Raw genomic sequence first — 13,591 nt, 5'->3', positions numbered from 1 at the left:
AGTGGGCGCGGGGGGCGGGGCGGTGATCGGCAGCGGGTTCTTGGCCGGTTCAGGTTGCGGGTGTGTGGACACGGTGAACGGCGGGCACCGTGGGGTGCCCGCCGTTCACCGTGTGCGTGGAGTTGTTGGTGTTTCCTTGCCGAATTACAGGTACTGGCCGGTGTTGGCGACGGTGTCGATGGACCGGCCGGCCTCGGTGCCCTTGGTTCCGGAGACGAGGGTGCGGATGTAGACGATCCGCTCGCCCTTCTTGCCGGAGATGCGGGCCCAGTCATCCGGGTTGGTGGTGTTGGGCAGGTCCTCGTTCTCGGAGAACTCGTCGACGCAGGCGTCGAGGAGGTGCTGGACGCGCAGGCCCTTCTGGCCGGTGTCGAGGAACTGCTTGATGGCCATCTTCTTGGCGCGGTCGACGATGTTCTGGATCATGGCGCCGGAGTTGAAGTCCTTGAAGTAGAGGACTTCCTTGTCGCCGTTGGCGTAGGTGACCTCGAGGAAGCGGTTCTCCTCGGTCTCGGTGTACATGCGTTCGACGGTGCGCTGGATCATGGCGTCGACCGTCTGGACGGTGTCGTTGCCGTGTTCCTTCATGTCGTCGGGGTGCAGCGGCAGGTCGGTGACGAGGTACTTGGAGAAGATGTCCTTGGCGGCTTCGGCGTCGGGCCGCTCGATCTTGATCTTGACGTCGAGGCGGCCGGGCCGCAGGATCGCCGGGTCGATCATGTCCTCGCGGTTGGAGGCGCCGATGACGATGACGTTCTCCAGGCCTTCGACGCCGTCGATCTCCGACAGCAGCTGGGGCACGATGGTGTTCTCGACGTCGGAGGAGACTCCGGAGCCGCGGGTGCGGAAGATGGAGTCCATTTCGTCGAAGAAGACGATGACCGGGGTGCCGGCCGAGGCCTTCTCGCGGGCGCGTTGGAAGACCAGGCGGATGTGCCGTTCGGTCTCGCCGACGTACTTGTTGAGGAGCTCGGGACCCTTGATGTTGAGGAAGAAGGACCTGCCCTCCTGGCCGGTCTTCTCGGCGACCTTCTTGGCCAGGCTGTTGGCGACGGCCTTGGCGATGAGGGTCTTGCCGCAGCCGGGCGGCCCGTAGAGCAGCACGCCCTTGGGCGGGCGGAGCTTGTGCTCGCGGAAGAGCTCGGCGTGCAGGTAGGGCAGTTCGACGGCGTCGCGGATCTGTTCGATCTGCGGGCCGAGTCCGCCGATCTCCTCGTAGGCGATGTCGGGGACTTCCTCGAGGACGAGTTCCTCGACCTCGGCCTTCTGGATCTTCTCGTAGACGTATCCGGAGCGGGTGTCGAGCATGAGCGAGTCACCGGCGCGCAGCGTGAGGCCGCGCAGCGGTTCGGCCAGCCGGACCACGCGTTCTTCGTCGGCGTGCGCGACGACCAGGGCGCGTTCGCCGTCGGCGAACACCTCCTTGAGCGCCACGACCTCGCCCTGCTGCTCGAACTCGAGGGCCTCGACCACGTTGAGGGCCTCGTTGAGCATGACCTCCTGTCCGACGCGGAGGTCGTCGACCTCCACCGCCGGGCTGACGTTCACCCGGAGCTTGCGGCCCCCGGTGAAGATGTCGACCGTGCCATCCTCGCGGGCGTTGAGGAAGATGCCGTAGCCGGACGGCGGCTGCGCCAGCCGGTCGACCTCTTCCTTGAGCGCGATGATCTGCTCTCGCGCCTCCCTGAGTGTGGACACCAGTCGCTCGTTCTGGCCGGTCACCGCGGCCAGGTTCGCCTGTGCCTCATGCAGGCGCTCCTCGAGCACCCGCGTCTGGCGGGGGGATTCCGCGAGCTTCCGACGCAGGACGGAGATCTCTTCCTCCAGGAAAGAGAGCTGAGTCTGGAGGTCACGAACCTCCTTGTCATGCGCCTTTCGCCCCGCGGCGTCATCACGAGCGGCCACGCCCCGTCACCTCCTCACGAAGAGCCGACGACCTACTCTGACCCTACCTATCTGGCGGGGTTCCGTAACCTGACTATTGCGTTTCCGTACCGCTGTCGGTCCGTTACCGAACGTCGTATCCGCAGGTCAGAGCAGGTTCACACGTCAAAAGAAACGCCACCGAAACAGAAAAATCACGGCGTGTCGGCCCAACGGGGGGATCGTTACGCCTGAGGCGAACCAAATCCGGATTCCTGCCCCGAAGTGTCGGCGGAACCATTGTCATTACCCCGGGCGGCCTCCGGTGAACCGCTTTCCGGGTAGGCGCCCTTGGCGGGGCGGCGGCGGCGCAGCGGCGGGGTGACGCCGTCGGCGAGGCGGCGGGCGGTCACCAGGAAGCCGGTGTGGCCGACCATGCGGTGGTCGGGGCGCACCGCCAGGCCCTCCACGTGCCAGGAGCGCACCAGGGTCTCGAAGGCGTACGGCTCGGCGAAGCAGCCGTGTTCGCGCAGGCCCTCCACGACGCGCGACATCTGGGTGGTGGTGGCGATGTAGGCGCACACCAGGCCGCCGGGCACCAGGGCCTTGGCGACGGCGTCCAGGCACTCCCAGGGCGCGAGCATGTCCAGGACGACGCGGTCGACGTCGGTCTCGGTGATGGCGTCCTCGAGGGAGCCGACGGTGAGCTTCCAGGAGGGGTGGGGGCCGCCGAAGAACTTCTCGACGTTCTTGCGGGCCACCTCGGCGAAGTCCTCGCGGCGCTCGTAGGAGGAGAGGCTGCCGTGCTCGCCGACGGCGCGCAGGAGGAAGCAGGACAGGGCGCCGGAGCCGGCGCCGGCCTCCACGACGCGGGCGCCGGGGAAGATGTCGGCCATGGCGACGATCTGGCCGGCGTCCTTGGGGTAGACGACGGCGGCGCCGCGGGGCATGCGCACGGCGAAGTCCTGGAGCAGGGGCCGGAAGACGAGGTATTCGATGTTGCCGGTGGAGCGTACGACGATGCCCTCGGGCCGGCCGATGATCTCGTCGTGGGCGATCCAGCCCTTGTGTCCGTGCCACTGCTTGCCGGTCTGCAGGGTCAGGGTGTTGATCCTGCCCTTGGGGTCGGTCAGTTGCACCTGGTCGCCGTCCCGGAGGATGCCGTGCGGAGTCCGGGGGGCGGGCGGAGCAGGTGGGGTGCTGGCGGTCATCGCTCCAGCCTAGTGGCGCGGCGGGCCGGTCAGGTCTGGGCGAGGAGGCGTTCGAGGTCGCGGGTGGACAGGACGCCGTAGATCTCGCCGCCGGGTTCGACGAGCAGGTGTTCGGCGGCGCCGGAGTCGCGGACGGCGTCGATGAGGGCGGTGCCCGACAGGTCGGCGGGCAGGGTGGTGGCGGTGGTGAGGGCGCGGGAGACCTCTCCGGCGCTGATCCAGGGGCGGCGGTTCTCGGGGACGGCGTGGACGGCGCGCTCGCTGACCAGGGCGGTGGGGCGTCCGTCGTGGTCGACGACGACGAGGGCGCCGGCGCCGGCGCGGGAGGCGTCGGCCAGGGCCTGGGCGAGGGGGGTGGCGGCGGTGACGGCGACGGCTCTGCGGCCGAGGCGTCGGGCCTGCAGGAGGGGGATGCGGTCGCGGACGCGTTCGGCGCGGATGGACTGGGTGGCGGTGATCCACATGAAGGAGGACAGGACGGCGGTCCAGATGACGGCCATCCAGTCGACGCCGGTGCCCCGGGTGGCGAGGTAGCAGCCGCCGGCCAGGACGAGGAGGGCCAGGGCGCGGCCGGCGTGGGCGGCGGCGAGGGTTCCGGTGCGGTCCCGGCCGGTGATCTTCCAGACGGCGGCGCGGACGAGGAAGCCGCCGTCGAGGGGGAGGCCGGGCAGGAGGTTGAACACGCCGACGGTGAGGTTGGTCAGGGTGAGGGCGCGCAGCAGGAGTTCGGGGACGGGCGGCAGGTCGGTGAGGGTGAGGGCGCCCAGTCCGGCGGCGGCCAGGACGAGGGAGAGCAGGGGTCCCGCGGCGGCGATGAGGAAGGAGGCGCCGGGGCGGGTGGCCTCGCGTTCGAGCTGGGTGACACCGCCGAGGAGGTGCAGGACGATGGAGTGGACGGGGAGGCCGAAGACCTTGGCGGTGATGGCGTGTCCGAGTTCGTGGACGAGGACGGACGCGTAGAGGAAGACCGCGAAGGAGAAGGCGATGAGGGTCGCGGCAGGCTGGGATGCGACGGAGCGGGCGGCGGGGAGGAAGGCGAAGGTGATGAGGAGGGCGATGAGGAACCAGCTGCGGGAGAGGTAGACCGGTACTCCAGCCACGGTGCCCAGGGTGATGCCGGGCGGTTTCTGCGGGGTGGATCGGTCTTCGTGCACGTCGTCGATGCTAGTCGCGCGGGCGGCGTTTCCGTCCGACCGGTCCCCTAGTCTCGGGTCCATGACCTCCACTGGTGCCGGGCCCGGCGTGATCGGTTCGTTGTCCCCCTCGCGGGCGGGGGATTTCATGACCTGTCCTTTGCTGTATCGCTTCCGGGTGATCGACCGTATTCCGGAGCGGCCGAGCGCGGCGGCGGTGCGGGGGACGCTGGTGCACGCGGTGCTGGAGCGGTTGTTCGACCTTCCGGCCGCGGAGCGCACGCCCGAGGCGGCGTGGGGGCTGCTGGAGCCGCAGTGGGAGCGGCTGCTGGCCGGGGAGCCGGAGCTGTCGGTCCTGTTCGAGGAGGGGGCCGAGGAGTCGCTGGAGGAGTGGCTGGCGCGGGCCCGGGTGATGGTGGAGCGGTATTTCACGTTGGAGGATCCGCGGCGGCTGGAGCCGGCGGAGCGTGAGCTGTTCGTGGAGACGGTGCTGCCGTCGGGGTTGAAGCTGCGCGGTTATGTGGACCGGGTGGATGTGGCGCCCACGGGTGAGCTGCGGATCGTGGACTACAAGACGGGTTCGGCGCCGCGGGCGGATTTCGAGGCCAGGGCGTTGTTCCAGATGAAGTTCTACGCGCTGGTGCTGTGGCGGTTGCGGGGGCGGGTGCCGCATCTGCTGCAGTTGATGTATCTGGGTAATGGCGAGGTGCTGCGCTATGTCCCGGATGAGGCGGATCTGCGGGCGACGGAGCGCAAGGTCGAGGCGTTGTGGCAGGCGATCCGGCGGGCGACGGAGACCGGGGACTGGCGGCCGCGGCCGGGCCGGTTGTGCGACTGGTGCGATCACCAGGAGCGCTGTCCGGAGTTCGGGGGGACGCCGCCGCCGCTGCCGGTGGCCGGTGCGGCGTCCGGTGGTCCGGAGGTGGTGCCGGCGACGCGGGACGTGTCGGCGGATCTGTAGCGGTAATTGCGGTGCGGGCGGGGCTGCGGCGCGGTTACGGTGCCCGCATGGGGTCGAGTGATCTTTATTTCTCGTGTGACGTCGAGGCCGACGGCCCGGTGCCGGGCCCGTATTCGATGCTGAGTTTCGGGTTGTCGGTGGCGGGGAGTTTCGACGGTTCGGTGTTCACGCCGCGTGATCCGCGGGAGCACACGTTCTATGCGGAGCTGAAGCCGGTCACCGACGGGTTCGTGCCGGAGGCGCTGGCGGTGAGCGGCCTGGACCGGGACGCGCTGGTGGCGGAGGGCGCGGAGCCGGGCCGGGCGATGTCGGAGGCGGCGCGGTGGGTGCGGGAGCGGGCGGCGCGGGAGCGGGCTTTCCCGGTGTTCGCCGCTTACCCGCTGGGTTTCGACTGGATGTGGATGTACTGGTATTTCGTGCGGTTCGCCGAGGGCGGGTCGCCGTTCGGGCATTCGCGTGCGCTGGACATGAAGACGCTGTACGCGGCGCGGGCGGGGGCTCGGGTGCGGGACTCGGTGAAGGCGAAGATGCCGCGGCGGCTGCTGCCGGCGCGCCCGCACACCCATCACGCGCTGGACGACGCGGTGGAGCAGGCGGAGCTGCTGCAGAACCTGATGATGTGGGACGGGCGGCCTTAGAGGAGCCCGCGAGCCCTCCGCGCGGGGCGGAGGGCTCGGGGATGGGGGCTTCTTCAGTAGACCTGGGCGCCGGGCGCGGGGGTGCCGGTGCGCCGGCGCAGGGAGCGCAGGCGCAGGGCCGCGGCGATGAGCGCGACGCCGAAGGCGATGGAGAAGACGCCGATGAGCCAGACGAGGGCCAGTCCTCCGGCGCCGGGCCAGACCAGGAGGGCCAGGCCGAAGAGCACCGAGAGCGCGCCGCTGAGGATGTGCCATCCCTCTCCCTGGATCTGGCGGCGCATCCAGATGGCGGCGACGATCTCGGTGACGCCGGTGGCGATGGCCCAGACGCCGATGAGGATGATGAGCGCGAAGGCGGTGGCGCCGGGCCAGAACAGGGCGAGGAGGCCCACGATGATGCCGCAGGCGCCGGTCAGGGCGAGCCAGCCGCGGGACTGGCCGCGGACGCCGCCTTTGAAGGCGTGGTAGAGGGAGACGGCGCCGTCGACGAGGGCGTAGGCGCCGAACAGCAGGGCCAGGGCCAGGGCGGTGATGCCGGGCCAGATCCAGGCGAGGAGGCCGAAGAGGATGGCCAGGGCGCCGCGCAGCGCCAGCATCCACCAGTTACGGGCCATTTCTTCGAGCATCGCCGTCTCCCGCCTCCGGTGTGTTCCCGTGTTCGGAGCCTGCCGCGCGGGCCGTCAAACCAATCCACCACAACAGCCAATTACCTCCCAAAAAGGGAGGGACCCCCGGCCGGTGGCCGGGGGTCCCTCGTTGCGCGGGGCGCCGCTACTGGGTGGCGATGGCCTTCAGGACGTCCATGCGCCCGGCCCGCCAGGCCGGCCACAGGGAGGCCAGGATGCCGACCAGGATGGAGAAGAGCACGCAGCCGGCCAGGAAGCCGACCGGGATGGACAGCACGCTGATCTCCTCGCTGGCGCTGTGCTGGATCGCGGCGCCGAACCCGACGCCCAGGCCGATGCCCAGCAGCCCGCCGAACAGGGCGATGGCCACGGACTCCAGCCGCACCATGCGGCGCAGCTGGCGGCGGCTGAGGCCGACGGCGCGCAGCAGGCCCAGTTCCCTGGTGCGCTCGATGACCGACAGGACGATCGTGTTGACCACGCCGAACACCGCGATGATCACCGAGAGGGCGAGCATGAGGGTGAAGAAGATCATGATCATGTCGAGCTGGGACTGCACCTGCTCCTTCAGGTCGTTCTTGTCCTGCACGACCACGCCCGGGTAGGGGTCGATCGCGGCGTCCAGGGCCCGGCGCACCTGGGCGTCGGTCCGCTCGGCGTCCACGATCAGCAGGGTCGGCAGCGCCTTGGCGGTGTGGGCCTTCCACGTCTCCGGCGAGAGCATCCGCGAGCCGATCATGTCGTTGTCGCTGTAGACGCCGCCGACGCGCAGCGTCTCCTTCTTCCCGTCGGGGAAGACCGCCTTGACGGTGTCGCCGGCCTTGAGGCCCTGCTTCTCGGCCTCCTCCTCCCCGAGGAGGATCCTGCCGGGTCCCGTCGCGGTGTCGCCGCTCAGCAGCCGGGCGTTGGCCGCGTCCAGCAGCGCCGGGAAGTTCCCGGAGACGTACCAGGAGTTCTCGCCGTCCAGCTGGAACTCCCCGTTGCCGGTCTCGACGACGTCGACGACGCCCGGGACCTGGCGGAGGGACTGCACCAGGTCGGGGCCCAGCCCCTGGAAGGTGGTGGCCGAGACGGCGTAGTCGATGCCGAACTGCTCGTCGACCATCTCGTCCATGGTCGCCTTGATGGAGGAGGTGAGCACGTTGACGGTGGTCACCAGCGACAGGCCGATCATCAGCGCGACCGCGGTGACGCCGGTCCGGCGCGGGTTGCGGCGCGGGTTCTCGCGCGCCATCCGCCCCGCGACGCCGAAGACCTTCGGGTACCAGCCGGCCAGGAGCTTGACCACGGGGCTGCCGATCACCGCGGCGAGCGTCGCGGCGGCGAGCCAGATCAGCAGCACGCCCACGCCCAGCAGGGACAGGGCCTCCTCGGCGCTGCCGTCGCCGGTCAGGCCCAGGGCCGTGAACACCGCGCCGGCCAGCGCGATGAGGGTGCCGACGGCGGCACGGACGCGCAGGCTGCGCTGCGGCAGGGCGACGTCGTCGCGCATGGCCGCGACCGGCGGGGTCTTGGCGGCGCGGCGGGCCGGGAAGTAGGCGGCCAGGCAGGTGACGACGACGCCCACCGCGTAGGCGGCGATCACCGGGGTGGCGGTGAAGACCAGGGAGCCCGACATCTCCATGCCCTGGGCCTCGAACACCGTCTTGAGCAGGGCCGCCAGGCCCGCGCCCAGGGCCAGGCCGAGGGTGGCGCCGACGAGGCCGACGGCCACCGCCTCGCCCAGGACCGCGCGGGTGATCTGGCGGCGGGAGGCGCCGACGGCGCGCAGCAGCGCCAGTTCCCTGGTGCGCTGGCCGACCAGCATCGAGAAGGTGTTGAAGATGTTGAACGAGCCGACGATGATCGACACGAGCGCCGCGGCCAGCAGGAAGTTGCGCAGGAAGCCCAGCATCGCGTCGATGTCGCTGCGCTCCTCGGCGCGCAGCTGCTCGCCGGTGAGGGCCTCCAGCCCGCCGGGCAGGGCCGCCTCGACCCGCGGGAGCAGTTCCTTCTCGGTGCCGCCGGGGGCGGCCTCCAGGTTGACGGTGGAGAACTCACCGGGCTTGAGGAGCAGCTTCTGCGCGGTGGCGGTCTCCCAGAACACCAGGGTCGCGCCGCCGTTCTCGCCTTCGGTCAGGCCGGAGACCGTCACGTCCTGGACGCCGCCGGCGACGACGACCTTGACGCGGTCGCCGACCCCCGCTCCGGCCTTCTCGGCGGTGGTCCGGTCCAGGACGACCTGGGCGGGCCCTGCGGGCGCCTGCCCGGCGACCAGGTCCTCGCCGCCGGTCCAGTTCAGGCCGAGCTGCGGCGGGCCTCCCCCGCCGATGAGGTCGCCTTCGGCGTCGACGACCGCGGTGTGGCCCTGGACGCCGCCGCTGACCTCGGCGACCCCGTCGATCTTCTGCAGCCGGGGCAGCAGGCTCTGCGGGACGGTGATCTGGGTGGTGGCCGTCTCGTCGCCGCCGTCGCCCGTGGGCTTCTCGCCGCGCACGACGACCACTTGCCTGCCGTCGCCGTCGAAGATCTCGTCGAACGTCCTGTTGATGGTGTCGGTGAAGATGAGGGTGCCGGCGACGAACGCCACGCCCAGGATGACCGACAGGGCGGTCAGGACCAGGCGGAGCTTGTGCGCCGCGAGGTTGCGCAGGGTGACCTTGAGCATCACGGGGCCACGACCTTCGGCAGGTCGAAGCCCTTCATGCGCTCGAGGACCTTCTCGGCGGTGGGGTCGGCCATGGTGTCGACGATCCTGCCGTCCTGCAGGAACAGCACCTCGTCGGAGTAGGCGGCGGCGGCCGGGTCGTGGGTGACCATGACGATGGTCTGGCCCATCTCGCGCACCGAGGAGCGCAGGAACGCCAGGACCTCGGCGCCGGACCGGGAGTCGAGGTTGCCGGTCGGCTCGTCCGCGAAGATGATCTCGGGCCGGGAGGCGAGGGCGCGGGCGCACGCCACGCGCTGCTGCTGGCCGCCCGACAGCTCCGACGGGCGGTGCTTGAGGCGGGGCCGCAGCCCGACGGTGTCGATGACGGTGTCCAGCCACGCCTGGTCGGCCTTGCGGCCGGCGATGTCCAGCGGGAGGGTGATGTTCTCCAGCGCGCTCAGCGTCGGCACCAGGTTGAAGGCCTGGAAGATGAAGCCGACGCGGTCGCGGCGCAGCCGGGTCAGCCGCTTGTCGTCCAGGCGGGTCAGCTCGATGTCGCCGATGAACACCTCACCGGAGGTGACGGCGTCCAGGCCGGCCATGCAGTGCATGAGGGTGGACTTCCCCGAGCCGGAGGGGCCCATGATGGCGGTGAACCGGCCCTTGGGGATGCCCACGGTCACGTCGTCGAGCGCCCGCACCTCGGCGTCACCCGACCCGTAGGACTTGGTGACCCGCTCGACGCGGGCGGCGAGTTCGCCGCGGGGCGGGGCGGAGGCGGGGGCGGTATGCGACACGGAAGGTACTCCCTCGGGGGGTCGGTGATCGGTGGTGCGAAGAACTGATCACCAGCGTAGGGAGCGAGGGCCCGCCGCGGATCGGCCTGGGGAAGGGACTTGGTGCTCCCCCCGCCGCAGGAGCCGCGGGCGGGGTCTCCTCCCCCGGGAGTAGGGGGTGCCCCGGGGTTCTCCCCCTAATGGGCCCCGGGCCGGATGACGCCGGTCTCGTAGGCGTAGACGACGGCCTGGACGCGGTCGCGCAGGCCCAGCTTGGCCAGGACGTTGCCGACGTGCGTCTTGATGGTGGTCTCCGACACCACGAGCTCGCGGGCGATCTCGGCGTTGGACAGGCCGCGCGCGACGTGGCCGAGGACCTCGCGCTCCCGGTCGGTCAGGTGGTCCAGGCCGGGCGGGGGGCCCTCCTCGCGCAGCGCCGGCAGGCGGGACGCGAACCGGTCGAGGAGGCGGCGGGTGACGCTGGGGGCGACGATGGCGTCGCCGTCGGCGACGATGCGGATGGCGCTGATGAGGTCCTCGGGCGGGGCGTCCTTGAGCAGGAAGCCGCTGGCGCCGGCGCGGACCGCCTCGATGACGTACTCGTCGAGGTCGAAGGTGGTGAGGATGAGGACGCGCGGGTCGTGGGCGGCGGCCCGGTCCCGCACGATGCGGCGGGTGGCCTCGATGCCGTCGACGCCGGGCATGCGGATGTCCATGAGCACCACGTCGGGCAGCAGGCCGCGGGTGGCCTCGACGGCGGCGGCGCCGTCGCCGGCCTCGCCGACGATGGTCAGGTCGGGCTCGCTCTCCAGGATCAGCCGGAAACCGGTTCTCAGCAGCGGCTGGTCGTCGACCAGCAGGATCCGTACCGCCGCCGTGCTCACGTGACCTCCAGGGGGAATCGGGCGCGGACCTCGAACCCGCCGCCGGCGCGGGGGCCTATCCGCAACTCGCCACCATAGAGGGCGACGCGTTCGCGCATGCCGACGAGGCCGTGGCCGGGGCCCGGATCGTTGCAGGCCGCCTCGCTGGAGCCGCGCCCGTCGTCGGCGACCTCCAGGACGAGGGCGCGCTCGGAGTATTTCAGACGGACCCAGGCGCGGGCGTGCGGACCGGCGTGCTTGAGGCTGTTGGTGAGGGCTTCCTGGACGAGCCGGTAGACGGCGAGGTCGACGCCGGTGGACAGGTCGCGGGGCTCCCCGTCGACCTCGAGCTGCACGGCGAGGCCGGTCTCGCGCAGCTGCTCGACCAGGCCGGTGAGGTCCTGGGTGCCGGGCTGGGGGGTGAGTTCGGCGGCGGAGACGACCGGGTCGCGTTCGGTGCGCAGCACTCCGACGATCCGCCTCATCTCGGCCAGGGCGGTGCGGCCGACCTGCTCGATGGTCTCGATGGACTCGCGGGCGGCGTCGGGGTTGCGTTCCATGATGCGGCGGGCGGCGCTGGCCTGGACCGTCATGACGCTCACGTGGTGGGCGACGACGTCGTGCAGTTCGCGGGCGATGCGCGAGCGCTCCTCGACGCGGGCGGTGCGGGCGTCGGAGAAGCGGGCCTTCTCCAGGCGGGCGGCCCTGTCCTCCAGCTCGGCCAGGTAGGAGCGGCGCAGCCGCAGGCTGCGGCCCAGCCACCACACGCCGGCGAGCAGCCCCACGTTGGCGGTCAGCGAGTAGACGCCGTCGTAGATGTCGCCGCCGATCCCGACGAGGGCGATGATGACGGTCAGGGCCGCCAGGCCGCCCAGCGCGCTGCGGGCCAGCGGCAGGTGCGCGGCCACGGTGTAGACGGCGATGAGGAAGGCGAACATGTCGCCGGACAGCTGGTGGTTCTGGGTGGCCAGGAGGACCTCCCCGCACAGCACGACCGCCAGGACCGCCATCGGGAACCGCTGGCGCACCGCCAGGACGCCGATCGTCACCACGGTGGCGGTGTAGGCGAACGCGTCGTGCGGGGCGTAGGTGTGACCCGGGAAGGAGACGTCCTGCGCGAGGTCGACGAACGTGAAGACCATCAGCAGGGCGGCGACGAGGCCGTCGGTGGCCGTCGGATGTCCGCCCAGCCAGGCCCTCAGGTCACGGATACGGGAACTCACCCCCTCAAGGTAGGGTCTTCCGCACGGTCAGGCCCCATCCGGGATGGGGATCTGCGTCCCCTCCTCGAGGAGGAGGGGGCGGGGCGCCGTCGGTGCTCTCCGGGAAGTGGCAGGCGGCCAGCCGGCCGGCGGCCTTCTCCTCCAGCGGCGGGACCGTCGTCCTGCACACGTCCTGGGCCTTCCAGCAGCGGGGGTGGAAGGGGCAGCCCGGCGGCGGGTCCAGCGGGCTGGGCACGTCGCCCTTCAGGCGGATGCGCTCGCGGTCCTGCCGCACGTTCGGGTCGGGAATCGGCACCGCCGACAGCAGCGCCTTGGTGTAGGGGTGCTTGGGGTCGGCGTACAGGTCCTCGCGGTCGGCGATCTCCACGATCCGGCCCAGGTACATCACCGCGACCCGGTCGGAGATGTGGCGCACCACCGACAGGTCGTGGGCGATCACGACGTAGGTGAGGCCGAGTTCGTCCTGCAGGTCCTCCAGGAGGTTCACGACCTGGGCCTGGATGGAGACGTCCAGGGCGGAGACGGGTTCGTCGGCGACGATGAGCCTGGGTTTCAGCGCCAGGGTGCGGGCGATGCCGATGCGCTGGCGCTGGCCGCCGGAGAACTCGTGCGGATAGCGGTTGTAGTGCTCGGGGTTCAGGCCCACCAGTTCCAGGAGTTCCTGGACCGCCTTCTTCACGCCGTGGGGGGTGGCGATCTTCTGGAGGTGGAAGGGGGCGCCGACGATCGAGCCGACGGTCTTGCGGGGGTTGAGGGAGGAGTACGGGTCCTGGAAGATCATCTGGATGTCGCGGCGCAGCGGCCGCATCCCCCGCTGCGACAGGTCCGCCAGCTCCCGGCCTTCGAAGCGGATGCTCCCCGAGGAGGGGTCCAGCAGGCGCATGATCATCCGGCCGGTCGTGGTCTTGCCGCAGCCCGACTCCCCCACCAGACCCAGCGTCTCGCCCTTGTTCACCGAGAACGTCACGCCGTCGACCGCCTTGACCGCCGCCACCTGGCGGCGCAGCAGGCCCGCGTGCACCGGGAAGTGCTTGCGCAGGTCGGTGACCTCCAGCAGCGGTGTGCCGCTCTCCACTTTCTCCGCCTTCACAGGTTCGGCCTGATCTCTTCTTCCCAGATCCGCCGGCGGTCGGCCGCCGGCAGGTGGCACGCCGCGAGCTGTCCCGGGGATATCTCCGTCAGTTCGGGTACTTCGGTGGTGCTGCGGCCGCCGGTGCGGTCGGCATAGGCGCACCGGGGGTGGAACGCGCATCCCGGCGGCAGGTTGATCAACGACGGGGGCGTGCCCTTCACCGGCATCAGCCGCTCCGAGCGCATCCGGTCCAGCCGCGGCATCGACCCCAGCAGACCCCAGGTGTAGGGGTGGGCGGGGGCGTGGAAGGCGGCTTCGACGGTGGCCTGCTCCACGCACCGGCCGCCGTACATGACCAGGACGTCGTCGGCGAGTTCGGCGACGACGCCCAGGTCATGCGTGATCATGATGATGGCGGAGTCGAACTCCTCCTGAAGATCCCGCAACAAGTCCAGAATCTGCGCCTGCACCGTCACGTCCAGCGCCGTCGTCGGCTCATCGGCGATCAGCAGCTCCGGGTCGCACGACAACGCCATCGCGATCATCGCCCGCTGCCGCATACCGCCGGAGAACTGATGCGGATAGTCGTCCACGCG

12 protein-coding genes are annotated in these 13,591 nt (G+C 70.8%); 2 read left to right on the top strand and 10 right to left on the bottom strand.

Annotation, left to right across the window (positions count from 1 at the left end):
- Nucleotides 1–144: 144 nt before the first annotated feature.
- From arc to ABD140_RS32940, 3 genes are all read right to left on the bottom strand, one after another.
- On the bottom strand, nt 145–1,905 hold the full coding sequence (gene arc, locus ABD140_RS32950; RefSeq protein ID WP_344245568.1) for a proteasome ATPase: 1,761 nt from the start codon (nt 1,903–1,905) through the stop codon (nt 145–147).
- A gap of 203 nt (nt 1,906–2,108) precedes the next feature.
- A complete protein-coding gene (locus ABD140_RS32945; protein WP_344245566.1) occupies nt 2,109–3,074 on the bottom strand; it encodes a tRNA (adenine-N1)-methyltransferase in 966 nt (321 codons plus the stop codon).
- A 29-nt stretch (nt 3,075–3,103) separates the two neighbouring features.
- A complete protein-coding gene (locus ABD140_RS32940; protein WP_344245564.1) occupies nt 3,104–4,228 on the bottom strand; it encodes a site-2 protease family protein in 1,125 nt (374 codons plus the stop codon).
- Nucleotides 4,229–4,289: 61 nt separating this feature from the next.
- Between ABD140_RS32940 and ABD140_RS32935 the strand changes: the two genes are divergently transcribed.
- Both ABD140_RS32935 and ABD140_RS32930 read left to right on the top strand, forming a co-directional pair.
- Complete coding sequence (locus ABD140_RS32935) at nt 4,290–5,168, top strand: RecB family exonuclease (RefSeq protein ID WP_344245562.1); 879 nt, start codon at nt 4,290–4,292, stop codon at nt 5,166–5,168.
- A 47-nt stretch (nt 5,169–5,215) separates the two neighbouring features.
- On the top strand, nt 5,216–5,806 hold the full coding sequence (locus ABD140_RS32930) for an exonuclease (protein WP_344245560.1): 591 nt from the start codon (nt 5,216–5,218) through the stop codon (nt 5,804–5,806).
- Nucleotides 5,807–5,859: 53 nt separating this feature from the next.
- On the opposite strand, the gene ABD140_RS32925 is transcribed toward ABD140_RS32930, so the two are convergent.
- The 7 genes from ABD140_RS32925 to ABD140_RS32895 all read right to left on the bottom strand — a co-directional run.
- A complete protein-coding gene (locus ABD140_RS32925) occupies nt 5,860–6,432 on the bottom strand; it encodes an HdeD family acid-resistance protein (RefSeq protein WP_344245558.1) in 573 nt (190 codons plus the stop codon).
- Between the two features lie 145 nt (nt 6,433–6,577).
- Nucleotides 6,578–9,079, bottom strand: coding sequence for an ABC transporter permease (locus tag ABD140_RS32920; RefSeq protein ID WP_344245556.1), 2,502 nt, complete (start codon nt 9,077–9,079; stop codon nt 6,578–6,580).
- Nucleotides 9,079–9,858, bottom strand: a complete 780-nt coding sequence (locus ABD140_RS32915) for an ABC transporter ATP-binding protein (RefSeq protein WP_344245554.1) — start codon at nt 9,856–9,858, stop codon at nt 9,079–9,081. Before ABD140_RS32915 ends, ABD140_RS32920 begins: the two co-directional genes overlap by 1 nt.
- A gap of 176 nt (nt 9,859–10,034) precedes the next feature.
- The gene (locus tag ABD140_RS32910; protein ID WP_344245552.1) at nt 10,035–10,721 is read right to left on the bottom strand and encodes a response regulator; all 687 of its coding nucleotides are present in this window, start codon (nt 10,719–10,721) and stop codon (nt 10,035–10,037) included.
- Nucleotides 10,718–11,923, bottom strand: coding sequence for a sensor histidine kinase (locus ABD140_RS32905; protein ID WP_344245550.1), 1,206 nt, complete (start codon nt 11,921–11,923; stop codon nt 10,718–10,720). The genes ABD140_RS32910 and ABD140_RS32905 overlap by 4 nt, the downstream gene beginning before the upstream one ends.
- Before the next feature lie 4 nt (nt 11,924–11,927).
- Complete coding sequence (locus ABD140_RS32900; RefSeq protein ID WP_344245548.1) at nt 11,928–12,998, bottom strand: ABC transporter ATP-binding protein; 1,071 nt, start codon at nt 12,996–12,998, stop codon at nt 11,928–11,930.
- An 11-nt stretch (nt 12,999–13,009) separates the two neighbouring features.
- Nucleotides 13,010–13,591: ABC transporter ATP-binding protein (locus tag ABD140_RS32895; RefSeq protein ID WP_344245546.1), on the bottom strand; the 582-nt coding region annotated here is incomplete at its 5' end.

This window comes from Actinocorallia libanotica, assembly GCF_039525175.1.
Classification (GTDB): domain Bacteria; phylum Actinomycetota; class Actinomycetes; order Streptosporangiales; family Streptosporangiaceae; genus Actinocorallia; species Actinocorallia libanotica.
Note: the sequence above shows the minus strand (reverse complement) of the source record. Positions and strands in the feature narration are given on the sequence as shown.

Bases quoted from the DNA above. Each gene is read 5' to 3' on its own strand.
- ABD140_RS32945 (WP_344245566.1), bottom strand. From the start codon at position 3,074: ATGACCGCCAGCACCCCACCTGCTCCGCCCGCCCCCCGGACTCCGCAC.
- ABD140_RS32925 (WP_344245558.1), bottom strand. From the start codon at position 6,432: ATGCTCGAAGAAATGGCCCGTAACTGGTGGATGCTGGCGCTGCGCGGC.
- ABD140_RS32920 (WP_344245556.1), bottom strand. From the start codon at position 9,079: ATGCTCAAGGTCACCCTGCGCAACCTCGCGGCGCACAAGCTCCGCCTG.
- ABD140_RS32930 (WP_344245560.1), top strand. From the start codon at position 5,216: ATGGGGTCGAGTGATCTTTATTTCTCGTGTGACGTCGAGGCCGACGGC.
- ABD140_RS32935 (WP_344245562.1), top strand. From the start codon at position 4,290: ATGACCTCCACTGGTGCCGGGCCCGGCGTGATCGGTTCGTTGTCCCCC.